Origin of the sequence: Salinicoccus halodurans, assembly GCF_900114445.1 — a bacterium.
GTDB lineage: Bacteria > Bacillota > Bacilli > Staphylococcales > Salinicoccaceae > Salinicoccus > Salinicoccus halodurans.
Map to the genome: position 1 here is coordinate 23,441 of NZ_FOTB01000005.1, position 20,704 is coordinate 44,144.

Here is a 20,704-nt window from a genome sequence, read left to right on the forward strand (position 1 = left end):
ACTTGCTTTACGCAAAGCAAAGGAGCTGTAAGTATGGGCGATACGATACTCCGAATGAAAGACATTGAAAAAGGATTTAATGGCAACACAGTTCTCGATAAAGTGAATTTTAATGTAAAAGCCGGAGAAGTCCATGCCTTAATGGGCGGAAACGGGGCTGGAAAATCTACCTTGATGAAGATTTTAACAGGGGTTTATCAGCTTGATCATGGAACGATTGAAATAGAGGATTCAAAAGTGAACTTGGGAAACCCTCGAGACGCTCAACACGTTGGCGTATCAATGATTTTTCAGGAATTCAGCCTTATTCCTAAGTTAACCGTCGCTCAGAATATTTTTCTTCATCGAGAGCCACGTACATCTTTGGGAATGATCGACGATAAAAAAATGGTTAAAGACAGTCAACGCATTATGGACGATATGGGGCTCTCTATTTCACCGAAAGATTTAGTAGAAAACCTTAGTGTTGGATATTGGCAGATGACAGAAATTGCCAAAGCACTCTCCATAAACACAAAAATATTAATAATGGATGAGCCAACCTCTACTTTAACTAAAACAGAGACAGAAGTGCTATTCTCACTGATTCAGCAGCTAAAACAATCTGGAATTACTATTATTTATATTTCCCACCGCATGGATGAGATCTTTCAAGTATGTGATCGAATTACCGTTCTAAGAAATGGAGCGAATGTCATAACGGCTCCCTGCTCAGAAATAACAATGGAAGAGTTGATTGATCATATCATTGGAGGTAACATGGTCAAATCCTTTGAGTGGATAGAGAGAGCGAAAATAGAAGATCAGAAACCATTGCTAGAAGTGAAAAATTTACAATCCGGTTCCCGTGTTAAAAATGTTAGTTTTTCTCTACATGGTGGTGAAATTCTCGGTTTGGCAGGGCTGATGGGTAGTGGAAGGTCTGAAACCGTTCGTGCCATTTTTGGAGTGGACCCAGTAACTGGAGGAGAAGTGAAGGTTCGTGGTGAACAAGTTTCCTTTTCTTCTCCTAAGAAGGCCATTCAAAAAGGGGTGGGACTCGTACCGGAAGACCGCCGTTCGCAGGGACTGGTGCTCGGTCATTCCGTGAGAGAAAACATGATTCTTTCCAGCTTGGACAAACTCTCTAAAAACAATGTCTTGCAGAATCAGCAGGCAAATAAGGAAGTAGAAGAACTGGTTAAAAAACTAAATGTAAAAACAGATAGTACACAAAAGACCATTTCACTTCTTTCCGGGGGAAATCAACAAAAGGTAGTACTGGCTAAATGGTTGTTGAACGAAACAGAAATTTTATTGTTAGACGAACCTACTAGTGGAGTCGACATTGGGGCAAAAATAGAAATCATTGATATTATCCGTGAGCTTGCAGATGCAGGTAAAGCTGTATTGGTCGTTTCTTCTGAAATGACGGAGCTATTGGCAATGAGCGACAGAGTTTTGATTATGAAAGATGGAGAGATTACCAGTTCAATAGAAAGAAAAGATATTAAAGGTGAGGAGGATGTTGAACGTGCTATCCAAGGTGAAGGGTAAATTAATAAATTTTGATTGGAGACAATATATAGTATACATCGCTTTCGTTATCGTTTTAATTTATTTTTCGATTACGTTGGCAGAGCAGGGGTTCATGACTACACATAATCTGCTGAATATTGCACGTCAAACCGCCATGATTTCTATTATGGGTGTTGCGATGACTTTTGTTATTTCATCTAAAGAGATTGATCTCTCTGTTGGTTCAATTGCAGCTTTATCTGCTATTACTACAGCCCTGACGATGCAGGCAGGACTAGGAATGGTAACAGGTGTATTGGTAGGGCTAAGTACAGGACTGGCAATCGGATTTGTAAACGGATATCTAGTTACACGAGTTGCTATTCCAAGTTTTCTTGTTACGCTTGCAATGATGATGATCGCTCGAGGGTTAGCTATGTGGGTGTCAGGTACTGCCCCCATTCCTATATTGAGTGATAGCTATATTTTCCTTTTTGGTTCTGGAAGTTTGTTAGGTGTTCCCATTTTGCTAATTTGGACGCTTATAATTGCAGTAATAGGACATGTTATTTTACGTAAATTTACCTTTGGACGAGAAACGCTTGCTACCGGTGGGAACGAAATGGCTGCAACTTACTCGGGAATCAAGACCAATAGGATTAAGATGATAGTTTTCATGGCATCTGGGATGATGGCGGGTTTAGCGGGTATGTTGTATGCAGGACGTCTGCAGGCTGGACGTTTTACCTTCGGTGAAGGTGATGAGTTGTCTGTAATAGCTGCCGTTATTCTTGGTGGAACTAGTCTATTTGGAGGAGTCGGTACAGTAATAGGAACTGTCATTGGGTCCGTCATGATTGGGACTATTAACAACGCCCTGATACTACAGGGGCTTGACGTTAGTCAGCAAATGGTTGTTCAAGGTATTATTATTATTTTAGCTGTAGCATTTGGGCGAAAGAAAAAGAAGGCATAACAATAGAGGAGATGTAGGAATGAAAGTTGGTGTATTTACTGTTTTGTATCAGAATCAGCCTCTTGATAAAGTTCTTGATGGACTTCAAAATCTTGGCGTTCAAGCAGTAGAATTAGGAACAGGGAATTATCCAGGAAGGAGTCATTGTGATCCGAAGGAGTTACTCAGCAAGCCAGATAAAATACAAGAACTTAAAATGAAGATTCAGGATCGCGGAATGGTGATTAGCGGTCTAAGTTGCCAGGGAAACCCACTCCATCCTCAGAGCGAAATTGCTCATGCCCATCACCAAACATGGGAGGATACAGTCCGTTTAGCAGAGCAGTTAGAGATAGAGGTTGTAAACTGCTTTTCTGGTTGTCCAGGAGACAGTTTTAACGCTCGCGTGCCTAATTGGGTAACGTGCGCCTGGCCTCCGGAGTACCTTGAGTTACGTAAGTGGCAGTGGGAGGAGGTTGTAGTTCCATATTGGAAGGAACAGTCCAGCTTTGCATATCAGCATGGAATAGAAAAAATTGCTATAGAGATGCATCCTGGATTTGTTGTTTATAATCCAGAAACGATGATAGAACTGCGCCAGCGCGCAGGAGAGAATATTGGCGCAAATATAGATCCCAGTCACCTTATATGGCAGGGAATTGATCCAGTTGAAGCAATAAAGTATTTAGGGAAACACGAAGCCATCTATCATTTTCACGCAAAAGATACTTATTTGGACAAACGTAATATAGAAGTGAACGGGGTACTTGACTCTAAGCACTATAGCAGGTTTTTAGAAAGAGCTTGGAGTTTTCGTTCCATAGGATACGGTCAATCTATGAAGCAATGGAAGGACATATTCAGCGCGCTAAAGGCAGTAGGATTTGATGAGGTAATTTCTATTGAGCACGAAGACATGCTTGCATCTACAGAGGAAGGATTGGGAAAAGCAGTCCGAATGGTTCAGGAATCCATTCTAGAAGAAAAACCAGTTACTATGTGGTGGGCATGATTTTTTACGTAAAAAACCGTTGAAAGGTTGAATTTACTCCCGGCCGAGTTCATACTAAACGTGACAGGATATTAAACGAACCGGTTATTCTATATTAAAAGTATATATAGTGGAAGGGAGAAGGAGTTATGGCAAACATCCAAGACATAGCAAAAATGGCAGGTGTTTCAGTTGCTACAGTTTCTCACGTAGTAAACCGAACAAGGTATGTTAGCCCTGAAACGGTGCAAAGGGTAGAAGAGGTCATTGATTCTTTAGAGGATTTGCCGAACTTTATCGTGAAAAAAAGAGGAGCAAGTACTAAAGATAAACAGCATATCCTCGTGTTCTCCACAAACATTTTTCATCCCTTTCAAGCAGATATTATTCAGGCATTGCAGGAGAAGACGTCTGACAATAGTGAACTACACATCGTGCATGTACAAACAGAAGATTTGTTACAAACGTTGAGCAGCTATTCACCAGCCAATCCAAGACAAAATATAGGAAAAGTGCTACTGTTGGATCGACCATTGGGTAAATTACTTAAAATTCATTCATCGTTGAAACCAAGCCCGACAGTAATTGTAGGTGAAAACGCGCTTGACTTTACGGAGAGTGAGCTAAATGAAGTCTACACAATTATATCTGATAACTATAAAGGAGCTTATGATTCAGTAAAACATTTGGTGAATCACGGGCATGCAAAAATAGCACTGGTGCATAACTGGTTCAAACAGGATGGAGTGCCTGACGATATTCTAAAAGGTTACAAAAACGCACTAAAGGACTGTGATGTCCCTTTAAATAATGAATATATTATAGAAGCATCCGCAGTCGAAAATATTCACGAGATTCTTTCTAGAAGAGAGCCACCCACTGCATTGATTATTACTAATGAAACTGCGCTCCTTCAAGTACTTACTTTTTTAAACAGACGGAATTTGCAATGTCCAGATGATCTTTCCATCCTTTGTTTTAACGATCGGCGTTGGTTTAAATTATTTAATCCAGCATTAACTGCTGTAAGACCAGACGTAGAGCAAATCAGCGACAAAATTCTTTCTTATATCAGGAATGATACATCACAGGAAAAGGAACCATCTTATGTTCCAGTAAAGATACAGCTGCGCCAATCTACATCCGGCATTGCACGCGGTCCATTTGGAGAAAAGGCTGCATCCGTGGATTCGATTCAAATAACTGAACAGGAATTTGCAGCAGTCCGCAGGAAAAAGCCAACGGCAGTGATTTCCTTCCATTATACAGGAGCTGCTTGGATGCACCTTCATGAAAGAGGAATTCGTGATCTGTTTAACGAATTGGGAATTTCACTCCTTGCTGTAACAGACGCACATTTTGCACCTGAAATGCAGATTAAGCAACTTGAAGGTCTCATGGCACTTGATCCAGATATAGTGATTGCTATTCCCACTGAAAATAATAAGACCTCGGAAATATTTAAAAAAATTGGTGAGAGCAGGGCAAAGCTCATATTAATTACAAATGTACCTCATGGAATGGAGCAGCAAGATTATATCAGCTGTGTTTCTGTTAATGAGTGGTCACATGGGCGACTTGCCGGCAGTGGACTTGGCAGTACAATGAGGGAAGAGGCCCGTACACGAATAGGAATGATATCGTTTGATTCTGATTTTTATGCCACCAACCAGCGTGATACAGCGGCTCGCCAAATTCTCATGGAAGAATATCCAGACTTAGAGGTTGTGGGAGAAGAGCAATTTAAGGATGAAAGTGAAGTCATTGATAAAACAAAAAAACTTATTCAGGAACATCCTGCTATAGAGGGGATATATGTTTCATGGGAGGGGCCGGCCACTAAAGTTCTTGAGGCTTTAAAAGAATTAGACAGGGAGGATATTCTAATCGGTACCGCTGATTTAGATTATGAATTGGCATTAAATATGGCTAAGGGTAAAAACATTAAAAAAATTAGTGCCCAGCTGCCATATGATCAAGGGAAGGCACTTGCTCTTGTGGCTGCCAATGCGGTTCTCGATAAATATGTTCCAAAATTTATAGGGGTTGAACCAGTGGAAGTAACGCAGAAGAACCTTTTAAAAATGTGGGAACGTATTTTTCATGAGAGTGCTTCAGAAGAAATTGTTAAGTTAGTTAAAGCCAACCCATATTATCTTCCTACAAAAATATAAAGAGGATAAGGTAATGGTTAAGTAGATTCTGTTAAGGTAGAAGTGTAAGTCACTTTATTGTAACACCACATTAATTTCAATTGAAGATGTCCTGGTCAAGGCAAATTCGAAAAAATCACTTGAAATTTTCGAATTATCCTAGTGGACTTTATCTGGGCTATCTTAGGATCATCCTACTCAAGTATTAGTATTTTAAGTATTTTCCACGGCAATTCCCTCTTTTGTCACTTGACCATTGAAGATTATAAAAAGAGTAACAATTTTAGTTAACGATTACTAAAGGTGTAGGATTAATCTATTTTATTCTTAAGATAATAATATTTGTGCAGAAGCTACAGTATTTGTTCAACGTACTTATGAAAAAGCTTTATATTATGGAATAAATAAAAAATTGTAATTAATTATTCATTGAGCGGGCAAGAGTTAGTCGAAATATGTTAGATAAAGTGGGGAGGTAAGCATGACTTTTTTTATGAGCTAGAAGTTATAATTGAAGATACTAGACAAAAGATGTATAAATTGCACTTCAAAAATCCCCAAGACCTCAAGTTAAAAGTTTCAAAACAATTAGACAGCTTACTAAATAAGAGAAGAAGAATGATAAAAAGTAAATCATTCTCTAATACAGAGGATATAAAGAAAAGACTAGAAATGTTTTAACTTAGTTCGAACGATTAAACATCTTAAAGAGTCATTCGTAATAGTGATGTGTGTGAAAAAATATTGAGAAGAAAAAGCCTTTCAGTAGTTCAAGTTATCTACTGAGATGTGTTTTTTAGATAGTAGTAGGTGAATTGGAACGTGCAGGAGTATAGCAAGTTGCCCAGGAGAATAACCTGAGACTGCTTTATTATTTTTCAAGTAACTCTCCCACCAGGTTGGTCAGGTACAGTTACCTTGTATTTCGACTGGATATTGACTGGATTTTTTTATTATTACTCATATCATATTTAAACTCATACTAGTAGAGTAAAGCTGAAAACCGAATATATAGGGATTTTTACATCTTATCCTATATTATTTATTAAATACAGTGAATGGGCGGCATGATGTAAGTACCAACTGCATTGTTGTATAATGATGTCGAAAAAGGCAACCCTTTTGGGTTGTCTTTTTTGATGACAAAAATGTGTAAAAGGAAATTATTAAAAATGTTTCAGGGTATAAATATATAAAGCATATGCTGTATAAGTCTTACTTGAAGGGTATGCCATGAAAGTGTTCAAAAAATGCCTGGAAACATCGCTGCTTGTGGATGAAAGTGTAAAGAGAGTTCAATGTAAGAGAGGATGAAGAGGTATGTATATATGAAAGACAGGAAGAACAGACTGCTCAAAGGGGCGGCCTTACTGGCTTTGATCATGTTCGCTGCCGCCTGCAACCGCATGGACGGGCGATACGAGGAATTTGATGAAGATGCGCCGATGCCGAAAGAACTGCATCCGGGGGTCGAGGAGCATAAAAATATTCTGCTCGACCGGGCGGCGGAGCGGGACATAGATGCTGTCATTACAGAAGGGTTCCGTTCTGTCAGTCAGCAGGATGAACTGTATGAACAGGGACGCGTTTCAGAAGGTGAGATAGTTACGCGGGCCAGAGGCGGAGAATCCTATCACAACTATGGACTTGCCATCGACTTTGCACTGAGGTACGACGAGGGGGAAATCATCTGGGATACGGTATATGACGGCAATGGTAACGGCCAGGCTGACTGGGTTGAAGTCGCAGATATTGCCAAATCGCTCGGGTTTGAATGGGGCGGGGACTGGGAGGATTTTCCCGACTATCCTCATCTGCAGATGGACTTCGGTCTCAGCATAGATGAACTTCAAAAAGGATGGCGGCCTGCGGAGGACGCCGGATAAATGAAAAATCCCCGGATACGGGGGAAATAGCTTCCGTATCCGGGGAATCGGTATGTCGAATTGCGACCATTACTTGATACCGTAGAACTTCTCGGCTTTCGCAAGGAATGGTTCGTCTTCAGGTGTCATTTCGTATTCTTCCACGATCGCATCCACCGGACAAGCCGTTACGCATGCGCCGCAATCAATGCAGATTTCCGGGTCGATGTAGAACTGATCCGGACCTTCTTCTATGCAATCTACAGGACAAACTTCAACACAATCTCCGGATTTCTCCTCCATGCAGGGTTGAAGAATTACATATGCCATAGTAATTACCTCCTAATTATAAATCTCATAAGTGTTGTGTTCTTAATCGATTAACATATTTAAATGGTAAGCTAAATTTAATGATAGGTCAAATGTGATCTATTTGTAATGGGTACTGAGTATGAATTTAAAAACTTCCGTCCATAGAGGGTAATTGATTTTCGCGTGGAGGGAACTTCTGTATAATGGCGATGATCATTATTTTAATGTTAGGGTGAGAAAGTGAAAAAAAGAATAGCATGGGTAGGTTTGGCTGTCGTTGTAATTGTTGCGGCTGTATTCTTCCTGATAAACTCCGATCTGCTGCAGAAATCGGAGGATGAGACGCTGAACGGTTTCACTGAAGCGTTCCAGGATCAGAATTTTGGCGGACTATACGGTTTTGTAAGTGAAGATGCGAAAAATACTTACTCGGAAGAAGACGTGGTTAACCGCAATGAACAGATATTCAATGATCTGGGAATCAAAAACGTCAAGCTTGAAAATCTTCAGGAGTCCGAGGAAGATGCTGGAGAGAACCATAAGAAGTATACAGGGGATTTGACCATGGATACTGCATATGGCGAGCTGAAGCGGGATTATGAAATTCAGCTATCCTATAATGAAGGAGAAAATGACTGGTTTGTGGAATGGACACCCGACCTGATTCTTCCGGGTCTTGCGGATAATCAGCTGAAAATAAATTCTTTCACCGGAGCGCGCGGGGAGATTCTGGATAAAGATGGCGAACAGCTTGCATTTAATGGTGTGAAGGAAATAGTCGGCTACACTGCCGGCACAACAGATGAAGCAGACATTCTGAGCCTGAGTGAGGAGCTTGAGATGAGCGAAGAGAGTCTTCAGAGTGTGTTTGACCAGGAATGGATCAGCGATGGCATGTTTGTTGCAATCAAAGATGCCCACCGGTTTACTGAAGAAAAAAAACAGAAATTCAGCGAGAACGGGCTTTCCGTCACAGAATCACCGGCCCGTGAATATGCTTTGGATAACGCAACATACCATCTGCTTGGCCATGTCGGTGAAGTGACACAGGAAGAGATGGAAGCGGGGGAAGGATACCAAGCGGGTGACATCATCGGCAAGCGGGGTCTTGAGAAGCTCTATGAGGAGAAGCTCAGGCCTGAGCGAGGGTATAATATTTCAGTCGTCGATCAGAACGGTGAGGAAGTGGAATCTTTATTCTCCAAGGAAGCTGGAGACGGCGAGGATGTTGAACTGACGATCGACAAAGAAGTCCAGCAGACAATCTACTCCAATCTCGAGGAAGATTCAGGAGCGAGTGTCGCGATGGACCCTGCGAATGGAGATATGCTTGCAACAGTAAGTTATCCGAGTCCGAGCCCGTATGATTTCATGTTCGGCATTTCCCAGGCCGACTACGAGTCTCTCAACGAAGATGAGGATAACCCGCTGCTCAATAAATTCAACAGGGCAACATCACCGGGCTCTACCCAGAAGATGCTGACATCCATCATAGCGATGAATTCTGAGGGCTTTGACAAAGATGCGACCAAAAATATTACTGGCAAAGGATGGCAGAAAGATGCATCATGGGGCGGGTATGAAGTCAACCGCTACCACGAGATTGATGGAGAGTTCGATCTGAAGCGCGCACTGATATTCTCTGATAACATCTATATGGCTCAGACGACATTGGATATGGGTGCGGAAACTTTCGTCCAGGGCATGAAAGATCTGGGCATAGGACATGTGTATGACACAGATTATCCAATCTACACGAGTCAGGTGTCAAATGCCGGCACGATTGACAGTGATATTCTCCTTGCGGACACTGCCTACGGTCAGGGTGAGCTTATGATTTCACCGATCCAGATCACATCCATCTACGGAGGGATCATAAATGGCGGAGATGTTTACATCCCGCATATCTTAAAAGAATCAGAAGAAAAGGTACAGATAGAGAATATTACAGAACAAGCGAATCTGGATTATCTGGAAGAAGCAATGCGGGCAGTAGTTACTGAAAATCATCCGGATGATACAGAACGGGATTACGCAGAATTCGCGGGCAAGACAGGGACAAGTGAGAATAAAGTGTCACAGGACACGAGAGGTTCTGAAACAGGCTGGTTCATCGGCTATGACCAGAACAAAAAGGATATGATCATGAGCCTTTATGTGGAAGATGTCGAAGACAGAGGTATGAGTGAGTACACAGCGGGCAAGTTTGCAGAAATACATGACGATCTGAATGAGGAATAAAATCAAAAGAGACCGATCAGGAATTTGATCGGTCTCTTTTTGTCTGTCAGTATATACATGATTACGATGACTATTAAGTCAAAAAAATATTTCTATTATACTAATAGTGTAAAAATACCAATGAAAACGTTTTATTTTTTTGAAAAAAGAGGATAATTCGGAATATAAGGTGGATTTATATACTATATTCTGTATAATTAAAAGCATTATCTTTCAGTGATTAGGAGTGAAATGGATGAATCGTGATATTTTAAAAGATTGTAAACGCGTTGTCATTAAAATCGGTACGAATTCCATTATGAAATCCGCAACAGAGGTGGACTACCACAAAATTGACCGTCTTTCTTTCGTATGCTCATCTTTACAGCAGCAGGGAAAGGAAGTTGTATTGGTCTCTTCCGGGGCTGTCGGAGTAGGAGCAAGCACGTTGAATATGGAGGAATATCCGAGCTCAGTGGCGGAACAGCAGGCACTGGCTTCTGTTGGCCAGAGCGCCTTGATGAGCCTTTACAGCCGTTTTTTCCAACACTACGAGCAATATGTCGGACAGATTCTGATGACTACGGATATTATCAACTATCCTAATTCTTATAATAATTGTAACATAGCCATCAATTCACTGCTTAGCAAGAATATTATCCCAATCATTAATGAAAATGATGCTGTATCAGTGGATGAATCGGGACACTGCACTAAATTTGGTGAAAATGACACGCTGGCAGCTGTCGTGGCGGAATTGGTAGAAGCGGATCTTCTCATTATCATGAGCGATGTGGATGGTCTTTATGATTCCAACCCGCATACGAATCCGGGAGCTTCCTTAATTTCATATGTGGGTGAAATTGATACGGATATCCTTTCCATGGCGGGAGGAGCAGGTTCTGTATTCTCGACCGGTGGAATGGAGACGAAACTTAAAGCAGCAGAGAAAATGATGTCCATTGATAAAGCGATGATGATCACGTCGGCAGAAAATCCGAGTATCATCTTCGATATTTTAAATGGCAAAGAAGCAGGGACTTTATTCAGGAAAAATGAAGCTGAATTACAAATACAGGGAGATGAATGATCTATATGACAGAAAATTTACTGACAGAGGATGCTGTACTTGAAGAATTAGGCACTAAAGCAAAACAGGCTGCGAAAATATTGAGAGGCCTGTCGGCAACAGAGAAGAACGCAGCGCTTGCAGCGATGATTGAAGGATTGAAGGATAATACAGAAAACATCTTATCCGCAAATAAGATGGATATTGAAAATGGAAAAGAAAACGGGCTCACAGAGGCACTTATTGAAAGATTGACACTGACGGAAGACCGTCTGACCGGCATGCAGGAAGGACTTGACCAGATGGTTAAACTCACTGACCCGACGACTCAGAATGACGGCCAGTGGGTAAATGATCAGGGTCTGAAAATAGGCAAGGTAAGAGTGCCGCTTGGCGTGATCGGCATCATCTATGAATCCCGTCCGAATGTAACAGTGGATGCTTCGGCCCTTTGTCTGAAAGCGGGTAACGCTGTTATTTTACGTGGGGGAAAAGAAGCAATCAACAGTAACGAAGCAATCATAGAAGCGTTGCAGGAAGGGCTTGCCAAAACATCGGTGCCGAAGGAAGCCATTCAATTGATCAAGGATCCATCAAGGGAGCTGGCAGCTAAATTCATGAAAGCCAATGAATATGTCGACTGCCTCATCCCAAGAGGCGGTGCGGGCTTGATTCAGACAGTGCTGAAGCAGGCCACAGTACCAGTAATTGAAACAGGTACAGGCAACTGCCATTTATATGTACACGAATCAGCAGACCCGGAAATGGCAAAATCACTGCTTGTAAATTCGAAAACACACAGAGTGTCAGTATGTAATGCACTGGAAACACTGCTGGTGGATAAGAGTGCAGCCGAGGCCATGCTGCCTGCATTAGGAAAGGCGCTGCTCGAAGCCGGTGTTGAAATACACGGAGATGAAACGACATGCAGCCTGATCCCGGAAGCAGTGCCGGCAACAGAGGAAGATTACAGCCAGGAATATCTGGGATACGAGATTGCAGTGAAAGTCGTTGATGGCTACCAGGCAGCGATCGATCACATAGATGAATATTCCACAGGGCATTCAGATGTGATTGCTGCCACAGATTATCAGGTGATACAGAATTTCCTGAACGATGTTGATTCCGCAGCAGTTTATGTCAATGCTTCCACAAGGTTCACGGACGGTGAAATGTTCGGGTTCGGTGGAGAGATCGGCATCAGCACACAGAAACTCCATGCAAGGGGACCAATGGGGCTTGAAGCGCTGACAAGCTATAAGTATGTGATCGAGGGATCAGGACAAATTAGGGAATAGGAAGAATCCGGGACTTTAGTGACACCAGGTCATAGAGTTCCGGATTTTTAATTTGGCTGTAACGGCCTTTGTCCCGCAACGATCGCTACAAACGCGATTATCTGTCCTTCGCGGTGAGTTGGATGTCTACGCAAATGAAAACAGGTCAGTTAAGATGGATTTTTGACAAAAAAAGAAGCCCGGACACGAATGTCCGGACTTTTTTTAAGTCTAACTAAAAGTAAATCTATATTCCTAAGAATATTATTAAAGTTTTACGATGTTAGCAGCTTGTGGTCCGCGCTGACCTTCTTCGATGTTGAATTCTACAGCTTGACCTTCGTCAAGTGTTTTGTAGCCTTCGCCTTCGATGTTGGAGAAGTGAGCGAATACGTCGTCTCCACCTTCAACTTCGATGAAACCGAAACCTTTGTCTGCGTTGAACCATTTAACTGTACCTTGTGTCATAAATAATGACCTCCAAAAATAAATTTAATAATAATCTTAAATACGCTGGAATAAAAAAATCCACACATTACAAAAAGTACCGAACTAGTCACGATTACTCTTTGTAACATGTGAATTAGATATTGCTGTACTTAAAAATCTTATTACAGTTACTATACACCATTCTCATATAAATGTCTACCACAAAAGTGAAATAATATAATTTCGGCGCTTTCCCGGGAAGGAAAACGCCGAATATGCATGATTAATTTTTATTTACGGATGCATCATAAATCGTATCGATGGCATCTTTCAGTGCTTTATTGAATTCTTCATCGGATTGGTTTGCATTCAGATCGGATGCAAGTGCACGTGAGAAGCTTGCAATCAATCCCTCATTGTCTTTCAGCTTTTCATTCGCCTCGTCACGGGAATATCCGCCGGAGAGGGCTACGACTCTGACCACGCGTGGATGATCGATAAGTGGTTTATACAGATTTGCTACTGTAGGAATTGAGAGTTTCAGCATTACATTCTGATCCTCTGGCAGTTGGTCGAGGTGTTTCGCGATTTCATTTTTAAGAATCTCTTCGGACTGTTCCTTGTTGTCACTGTAGACATTCACTTCAGGCTCGATGATTGGGACGAGTCCTGCAGCAATGATCTGTTTGCCGACTTCGAACTGCTGGTCTACAACTTCCTTGATGCCCTGTTCATTTGGTTCAAGCACGTTTGAACGCATTTTAGTTCCGAAAACACCACGTTCATTTGCGCGCTCAAGCAGACTGTCCAAGTCAGGCATCGGCTTCATCAATTGAACACCGTTCGCTTCATCAGCCAGCCCTTTATCGACTTTAAGGAAAGGGACGATACCTTTATCAGCTAAATATTCGGCCGTGTATTTGCCTTCGATTTTTCTGTCCATCGTCTGTTCGAACAGGATTGCACCTAAAATCTGGTCAGCATTGAACGCGGGGGACGTGATGATACGTGTACGCATGTCATGGACAAGATCAAACATTTCATCTTCGCCGGAGTATGCATCTTCCATTATACCGTAAGCTTTGAGCGCCTTTGGTGTACTGCCGCCGCTCTGGTCCAGTGCAGCGATGAAACCTTTGTCGTTTTTCACTTTATCAAACTGTTCCTGGTTCATAAATTCCACTCCTTATTCTTTTCAGTACTTTGCTTCTGCTATTCCCTTAAAGACTGTGTGACTAACAACAAGTGGTTATTCTATCCTAATTTTGTAATAGAATCGGCAAACAGTCAACTTTATTCCCTTTTTACCCTGATTCCGAATAATTCTACGAATTTCGATGCCTGATCAATCGAGATGATACTGCTTTCGAGATCTTCCTTCTGCACTGTGATTTCCCCAAAATCGATATCGGAGAGATCGACGTTTTGGAGAGGTGTGTCGAATACTTCAAAGTCACTGATTGAACACCTCGCAAAATCGAGGGATTTTACCTTGATCTGATTGAAATACAGCTGTTTAAATTGAATATCATTGAAGTGGATATTTTCAAATTTACACTCTGTGAAGTTATTCAGCATCATTTTGCATTCATTGAACGCGACGGACATCATGTTCATATTGGAGAATTCCGTTCCGGTCATATTGCACTGGTTGAATTCGACATCCTTTAAAGTGGATGATTCAAACCTGACATTGGAAAAGTCGCAATTGAAAAACTGCACCTTTACCACATGGCGGCTTTCAAATCCATCATGGAAACGGGATTTGTTAATGCGCAGATGATAAAGTTCCTTATAATCCTCTTCGAAATAAATATCAGCGTCCGTAATCTGATACCCTTCAATATCTTCATTCAGCCAGATGGTACCTTCGGCATATTCCGGAAGATCGCTTAAATCCATTTGCTTCATAATTCCCCCTCGATTCATAAATCTGATTATTCCTATCATACCAGTTAACGGTTTGAAGTTCTTTTACGTCACTTGGTTCCAGGTGATGATACAATTTTTACTGCATAAAAAAACTAAATTTTAAAATAAAGGTTGTAAAACGCTTACATATATTTTATACTCTAGTGAACCGGTTTACTAAAACGGTTTAGTAAAAGTTAAGAGGTTTTCTTATGAGTAAAGTCACAATTAATGATATTGCGAAAAACGCGAATGTGTCGAAGACCACAGTATCCCATTATCTGAACGGACGCTACAAAGCGATGAGTATTGAAACAAAAGAAAGGATTTCTTCTGCCATTGAAGTGATGGACTACAGTCCGAATGTCGTAGCAAAAAGTCTTAAGAATAAAAAGACCATGACGATAGGAATAATCGTGGCAAATATTTTACATAGCTTTTCTACACAGATCATCAGGTCGATTGAAGACTATGCCCATGAGGAAAAATATCATGTAATCGTATGCAATTCAGATAATGATCCCGTAAAGGAGAAGAATTATATACAGATGCTTCTGGCGAAACAGGTCGACGGGATGGTGGTCATACCCACGTGGAATAACGATGCACTTTTTTCCCGTCTTGCAGAAGACAAGTATCCTGCAGTTTTCATTGACCGCTTCATTGAAACTGTGAAGATCCCCTCGTTTATGCTGGATAACACGGTTGCGATTAAAACTGCATTCGTTCATCTCATGGACAAGGGACATAGGGAAATCGGTTTTGTCTCGCAGCCGGCTGCGGAGATTCCGCCAAGAAAAGAGCGCCAGGATGAATATAAGGCTCTGTGCGTGCAGCATGGGGTGGAGAAATTTATCGTCGCGGGAGAATTGAAGGCGATAGAAAGAAATCTGGACCAGGCTGTTAAAAAGGATAAATTACCTGAATCTCTGATTGTTGCGAATGATCTTGCCTTATTTGAAGTTTTGAAAGCGGTGAAAGCACATGACTTGAAGATCCCCCGGGATCTGTCGGTCATCAGCATAGACGATGTAGACTTTGCTGAATTCTTCAATCCTGCAATTACTGTAGTAGCACAGCCGTCTTTCAAGATAGGCACAGAGGCGGCACATACTTTATTCGGCATCATCAATGGAGAAGAATATGAAATTGAAACTCACAGGTTTAAACCTGAACTAATAGAAAGGGAGTCGGTGACTGATTATGGAAATGAATGAAATTTTGAAAACGGTATCTCAGGAAATTGAGAAGGTGTGCAAGTCCGTGAACGAAGATGAGCTGGAAAACCTGGCGGAAGAAATCAGGGGCGCCAATAATATTTATGTATATGGCAACGGCAGAAGCGGCCTGGTCGGAAAAATGGTTGCGATGCGCCTGATGCACAGTGGATACAATGTCTTTGTTGTCGGGGAAACGACAACACCTGCCTTTAAAGAAAATGATCTGCTCATTATATTAAGCGGCTCGGGAAAAGGGCACGCGGTCAATACAATGACTGAAAAAGTGAAGAGCCTTGGTGGACAGACTGCACTTGTGACGGCCAGCGGGGATGCATCGCTGAAAAGCAGATTCGATGCCCTGGTGTTCATAAATGCCAGTACCAAAAACAATGATATTCCGACCATCCAGCCCCTTGGCAATCAGTTTGATCAGTCCATGCATCTGATATTGGATGCGCTCATCATCTTCCTGAATGAAAAAACAGAGGAAAACAAAGAAGAAATCAAAGCCAGACATTTTAACCTGGAGTAAAGGAGTTCTATTATATGAAAAAGCTTTTCCTGACAATACTTATCTCAGTTGTAAGCCTCTCGTTGGTTTCGTGCTCGGATGTTGAGAATGTAGCCGAAGGGACGAAAGAAGAACCGATTAAGATCATCGCCGCCCATAACCAGACCTCGAGTGAGAGCCCTTATCAGACCGGATTGCTGAAATTCAAAGAGGTGGCGGAAGAAGAGTCGGACGGCAGAATTGAAGTAGAGGTACATGCCGGGACAATCGGAACAGAGGAACCGGAACTTGTCCAGAAACTTGTTGTGGGCGCTGCAGATGTCGTATTGGTCTCTCCGGGGTTCATGACAAAAACGGGAATACCGGAATTTGATTTCTTTGCGCTGCATTACTTATTTGAAAGCAATGAGCATTGGGAGAAAGTCCTCGACGGTGAAATTGGTGAAGACTTTGCGGAAATGGTCAACGAGAAGTCCAATAATGACTTCAAGATGCTCGGTTACTGGTCCGCAGGCGCAAGACATTATTACGGGAAAAAGCCGATCGAGGAAATGGAAGATCTGAACGGCATGACAATACGCACACAGTCATCGGGTGTTGTCGCTGATTTCTGGAAGGAGACAGGTGCGATACCAACTTCAGTATCATGGGGTGAACTGTACCAGGCACTGCAGCAGAATGTCGTTGATTCATCGGAAAACTCCTATCCGTACTTTGTACAGCAGAACCACCATACAACGAAAAATGGAAAATATATTACAGAGACTGCCCATGACTACACGACAAGATTCCTGCTGGCAAACGGCAATAGATTTGACGAATATCCTGAAGATATCCAGGACATACTGATGAAAGCTTCTGAGGCATCCGTTGAAGCGGAGAGGGATGCGGTCGAGAAACAGGATCAGGAATATAAGCAGATTGCCCTTGACGCAGGGGCAGAAGTGAACCAGATGGATACAACTGAAATGGAGGAAGTGGCAGAACCCATCCAGGATGAACTTGCAGAAGAGCTGGGAATGACGGATACATTGGAAAAAATAAGAGAACTTAGAGAACAGCAGTAAAATCTACGGGGGTGAAACAATGAATAAAATGATAAAAGCAATAGAAAAAGTGCAGATTGCCGCAGGTATCCTATTCCTGGTCATGTTTTTCCTGGCCACGATTTTACAGATAATCACAAGATATATGGGACTTTCAGTATTATGGACGGAAGAACTGGCAAACTATGCATTCATCTGGGCGATTTTCATGGGAGCAGCATTGATGGTCAGCCACAGGGAGCACTTCACATTTGATATGCTCAAGTTGAAGCTCTCGAGGAAAAACAACTTGTATTTGAATATTTTCATAGATGCACTGCTGGTGGTTTTCAATCTGTACATTACAATATATGGATTCCAGCTCCTGCAGCATTTTTGGAATTATACATGGGAGACGGTCCCGGCATTCAAGATGGGCTTTGTATGGCTTTCGGTGCCGGTCATGTCGATAACGATGATTCTTTATTCTGTGAATCATATCATCAACTCAATCGCATCCCTTAAGAAATTGGATGGAAAGGAGATCAGTAACTGATGGGATATTTACTTGTCGCACTATTTATCATACTTCTCGTCATCGGTGTGCCGATCGCCTTCGTCATAGGGATTGTCGCACTGCTCGGCATGATGACCATCCCGGATATACCGGAAGTGATCATCCCGATGAAAATGGTCAATGGGCTGGATTCATTCGTCCTTCTCGCAGTGCCGTTATTCATACTCGCTGCGAACCTGATGAATTCGGGAAAGATTTCCGAAAAGATGATTGACCTTGCATTGGCAATTGTCGGACCGTTGAAAGGCGGACTCGCCCAGGCGAATGTACTTGTTTCAATGATGTTTGCAGGGGTTTCAGGCGCCGCCCAGGCAGATACTGCAGGAACAGGAAAAGTACTGATTCCCAGCATGATCAAAAATGGTTATGACAGAGAGACGGCCACAGGTGTGACTGCAGCGTCCTCAACAATCGGTGTTGTAATACCACCAAGCATCCCGATGATCATTTTTGCAGGTGTGGCCAACGCATCTGTCGGTACACTATTCCTCGGCGGAATCATTCCCGGAATATTGATCGGGCTCGGCATGATGATATTCATTTATTTCCTCTCCGTTAAAAAGGGGTATCCTACTTTCAAAAGGGTACATTTAAAAGAAATCGCAAAAAAGTTCCTGGATACTTTCCCGGCCTTACTGACAATCATCATCATCATCGGCGGGATAATGACCGGTATCTTCACAGCGACTGAATCGGCAGCAATCGCATCAGTCTACGCCCTGTTAATCGGCATGTTCTATTATAAAACATTAAAAATAAAGGACCTGCCTAAAATAATTTTTGATACCCTGTCCCTAAGTGCGCTGTCACTGTTCGCACTTGCCACAGCCAGTGCACTCGGAGAGCTGTTGAGCTATTACCAGCTTGCATCACTGGCCCAGGAATTCTTCACCGAGAACATTTCGGTTAAATGGGTATTCCTGCTGCTGATCATCGGATTCTTCCTGGTCGTCGGGACATTCATGGATGCCATTCCGGCAATGATACTCTTCGTGCCGATCGTCCTCCCTGCCTCAGAAGCATTCGGGATCGATCCGGTGCACCTCGGTCTCATCGTTGTCATCACTCTGGCAGTCGGGCTGGCAACACCGCCGTACGGGTTGTGTTTGCTGATAGCCAGTAAAATTGCCGGGTTATCAATTGAAAGGTCATTTGTAGCAGTGATTCCCTACCTGCTGATCATCATCGCAGTGCTGCTGCTGATTACATTCTTCCCCGGACTTGTTTTCATAATTCCGGATATGATGGCGGGGGGTGCCGAATAGATGGAAAAAGCTTTTGAGTATCTCAATCACTATATAAAGAACGACAGTATCATAGGAATGGGCTCCGGCTCAACCATTGAAAGGTATCTGCCGGTAATGAAAAATTATATTGAGAAAAATAATCTGGATGTAACTTTTCTGTCCACCTCGCTGAAGACGGAGAAAGCCCTGGAGAAACTGGGGCTGGAAGTCATCTTTGATGCAGAGTCGATTGATGTCGCAATTGACGGAGCGGATCAGTTTACAAGTGAATGCATTGCAGTGAAGGGTGGCGGAGGTTCACTCCTCCGGGAGAAGCAGGTTGATTATTTTTCTGAAAAGATCATCCTAATAGCCCATATGGATAAAAAGGTGACTGATTTTAATCATGTACCAATCCCGGTAGAAATCAATCAGTATCTTTATAAAATGACCCGGAGAATCATAGAAGAAACCGGCGCTTCCACAACGATGCGTACAGGTGATGAGGGATTATTTGTAACAGACAATGGAAATTTCATAATAGACTGCACGTATGGAAGTATAGATGACCTGCACGCCCTCCAGCAGAAACTGCTGAATATCCCCGGAGTAGTTGAAACCGGCATATTCGACAAGTATATCGAGGAAATTATATCTTTCAATGACGATGCATTCAAAACGCTCAAGCAATTATAAAGGAGGGATGAAGATGAAACTCCAAGTCGCACTGGACAGGGTGTCGTATGATGAATGTTTTGACATCCTTGGACAGGTGAACACTTCTATTGATATAATCGAAGTCGGAACCGGGGTCATAAAAGAGTACGGCCTCTCTATTGTGAGAGACATCAAAAACAAATATCCGGAAAAAATGGTCCTGGCGGATGTGAAAATCTGTGATGCAGGAAAAAGTGAAAGCATGAAGGCATTTGAATACGGTGCAGATATCGTCACCGTCATGTCTTTTGCAGATATGAATACTATTAAAGCATGTATGGATGCTGCAGAATCAGCGGGAAAAGAAGTCGTCGTCGATCTTCTGAACAATAAAACCCCCGGCATCCTTGAAGCTTTGGAATCGCTCGGCATCACGTCTGTCAGCGCCCATATCGGTAAAGACCAGCAAAAGGGCAGCATCGGACATGATACATTCTTTGATGCACTGAAAGATACCAGCTTCAATATTTATGTTGCCGGCGGCATCAATGAAACTAATCTGGATGAGTACCTTAATTTAAATCCTTCTGTTGTAATCGTTGGCAGTGGTATAACTAAAGCCGGCGATAAAAAATCGAAATCCGAACTGATAAAAAAATGCATCAGTTAATCTGAACACCGCCTCCCGCTTTCGTTAAAGTGGGAGGTTTTTACTGATTTCAGGAGCATGGGAAACGGACTCGGTAAAAAGGGTTTGATTCCGGATCCTCTGGGTAAATATATTGAAACCTGTATCCATCAGTACCGAT

The 20,704-nt window shown here is 42.3% G+C and carries 19 protein-coding genes; 15 read left to right on the forward strand and 4 right to left on the reverse strand.

Translation table 11 applies throughout. The features are described 5' to 3' along the window. Positions 1-33: 33 nt before the first annotated feature. From BM271_RS10695 to BM271_RS10715, 5 genes are all read left to right on the forward strand, one after another. Positions 34-1,536, forward strand: coding sequence for a sugar ABC transporter ATP-binding protein (locus BM271_RS10695; protein ID WP_046790918.1), 1,503 nt, complete (start codon positions 34-36; stop codon positions 1,534-1,536). Continuing rightward, positions 1,514-2,473, forward strand: coding sequence for an ABC transporter permease (locus BM271_RS10700; protein ID WP_238983755.1), 960 nt, complete (start codon positions 1,514-1,516; stop codon positions 2,471-2,473). The genes BM271_RS10695 and BM271_RS10700 overlap by 23 nt, the downstream gene beginning before the upstream one ends. A 19-nt stretch (positions 2,474-2,492) precedes the next feature. Beyond that, positions 2,493-3,464: a sugar phosphate isomerase/epimerase family protein gene (locus BM271_RS10705; RefSeq protein ID WP_046790916.1), complete on the forward strand. Its 972-nt coding sequence runs from the start codon at positions 2,493-2,495 to the stop codon at positions 3,462-3,464. A gap of 128 nt (positions 3,465-3,592) precedes the next feature. After that, the gene (locus BM271_RS10710) at positions 3,593-5,617 is read left to right on the forward strand and encodes a LacI family DNA-binding transcriptional regulator (RefSeq protein ID WP_046790915.1); all 2,025 of its coding nucleotides are present in this window, start codon (positions 3,593-3,595) and stop codon (positions 5,615-5,617) included. Positions 5,618-6,924: 1,307 nt separating this feature from the next. Continuing rightward, entirely contained in the window at positions 6,925-7,482 is a 558-nt protein-coding gene (locus BM271_RS10715; RefSeq protein WP_052749901.1) for a M15 family metallopeptidase, read from the forward strand. Positions 7,483-7,551: 69 nt separating this feature from the next. Here the strand turns inward: BM271_RS10715 and BM271_RS10720 are convergent, their stop codons facing one another. Further along, positions 7,552-7,791, reverse strand: coding sequence for an indolepyruvate ferredoxin oxidoreductase subunit alpha (locus tag BM271_RS10720; protein WP_046790914.1), 240 nt, complete (start codon positions 7,789-7,791; stop codon positions 7,552-7,554). 222 nt (positions 7,792-8,013) lie between these two features. On the opposite strand from BM271_RS10720, the gene BM271_RS10725 reads away from it, so the two are divergent. The 3 genes from BM271_RS10725 to BM271_RS10735 all read left to right on the forward strand — a co-directional run bounded on the left by BM271_RS10725 (position 8,014) and on the right by BM271_RS10735 (position 12,360). Beyond that, positions 8,014-10,014 carry a penicillin-binding transpeptidase domain-containing protein gene (locus BM271_RS10725; protein ID WP_046790913.1) on the forward strand — a complete coding sequence of 667 codons (2,001 nt, stop codon included), beginning with the start codon at positions 8,014-8,016 and terminating at the stop codon, positions 10,012-10,014. A gap of 235 nt (positions 10,015-10,249) precedes the next feature. Continuing rightward, positions 10,250-11,083, forward strand: a complete 834-nt coding sequence (gene proB / locus BM271_RS10730; protein WP_046790912.1) for a glutamate 5-kinase — start codon at positions 10,250-10,252, stop codon at positions 11,081-11,083. A gap of 5 nt (positions 11,084-11,088) precedes the next feature. Continuing rightward, positions 11,089-12,360, forward strand: coding sequence for a glutamate-5-semialdehyde dehydrogenase (locus BM271_RS10735; RefSeq protein WP_046791563.1), 1,272 nt, complete (start codon positions 11,089-11,091; stop codon positions 12,358-12,360). Between the two features lie 246 nt (positions 12,361-12,606). On the opposite strand, the gene BM271_RS10740 is transcribed toward BM271_RS10735, so the two are convergent. From BM271_RS10740 to BM271_RS10750, 3 genes are all read right to left on the reverse strand, one after another. Beyond that, entirely contained in the window at positions 12,607-12,807 is a 201-nt protein-coding gene (locus BM271_RS10740; protein WP_046790911.1) for a cold-shock protein, read from the reverse strand. Positions 12,808-13,051: 244 nt separating this feature from the next. Further along, on the reverse strand, positions 13,052-13,942 hold the full coding sequence (locus BM271_RS10745; protein WP_046790910.1) for a fructose bisphosphate aldolase: 891 nt from the start codon (positions 13,940-13,942) through the stop codon (positions 13,052-13,054). Between the two features lie 119 nt (positions 13,943-14,061). Next, a complete protein-coding gene (locus BM271_RS10750) occupies positions 14,062-14,679 on the reverse strand; it encodes a pentapeptide repeat-containing protein (protein ID WP_046790909.1) in 618 nt (205 codons plus the stop codon). A 212-nt stretch (positions 14,680-14,891) separates the two neighbouring features. Between BM271_RS10750 and BM271_RS10755 the strand changes: the two genes are divergently transcribed. From BM271_RS10755 to hxlA, 7 genes are read left to right on the forward strand one after another with little or no spacing between them, the layout of a single operon-like run. Further along, the gene (locus tag BM271_RS10755; RefSeq protein WP_046790908.1) at positions 14,892-15,896 is read left to right on the forward strand and encodes a LacI family DNA-binding transcriptional regulator; all 1,005 of its coding nucleotides are present in this window, start codon (positions 14,892-14,894) and stop codon (positions 15,894-15,896) included. Continuing rightward, positions 15,889-16,431, forward strand: coding sequence for a 6-phospho-3-hexuloisomerase (gene hxlB, locus BM271_RS10760; RefSeq protein ID WP_046791562.1), 543 nt, complete (start codon positions 15,889-15,891; stop codon positions 16,429-16,431). The genes BM271_RS10755 and hxlB overlap by 8 nt, the downstream gene beginning before the upstream one ends. A 14-nt stretch (positions 16,432-16,445) precedes the next feature. Then, positions 16,446-17,477 (forward strand): TRAP transporter substrate-binding protein, encoded by a 1,032-nt coding sequence (locus BM271_RS10765; protein WP_046790907.1) that lies wholly within the window; start codon positions 16,446-16,448, stop codon positions 17,475-17,477. Between the two features lie 19 nt (positions 17,478-17,496). Continuing rightward, positions 17,497-17,991 carry a TRAP transporter small permease gene (locus BM271_RS10770; RefSeq protein ID WP_046790906.1) on the forward strand — a complete coding sequence of 165 codons (495 nt, stop codon included), beginning with the start codon at positions 17,497-17,499 and terminating at the stop codon, positions 17,989-17,991. After that, positions 17,991-19,277 (forward strand): TRAP transporter large permease, encoded by a 1,287-nt coding sequence (locus tag BM271_RS10775; RefSeq protein ID WP_046790905.1) that lies wholly within the window; start codon positions 17,991-17,993, stop codon positions 19,275-19,277. Before BM271_RS10770 ends, BM271_RS10775 begins: the two co-directional genes overlap by 1 nt. Then, on the forward strand, positions 19,278-19,934 hold the full coding sequence (gene rpiA, locus BM271_RS10780) for a ribose 5-phosphate isomerase A (protein WP_046790904.1): 657 nt from the start codon (positions 19,278-19,280) through the stop codon (positions 19,932-19,934). 13 nt (positions 19,935-19,947) lie between these two features. After that, the gene (hxlA, locus tag BM271_RS10785) at positions 19,948-20,565 is read left to right on the forward strand and encodes a 3-hexulose-6-phosphate synthase (protein WP_046790903.1); all 618 of its coding nucleotides are present in this window, start codon (positions 19,948-19,950) and stop codon (positions 20,563-20,565) included. Positions 20,566-20,704: the final 139 nt, after the last annotated feature.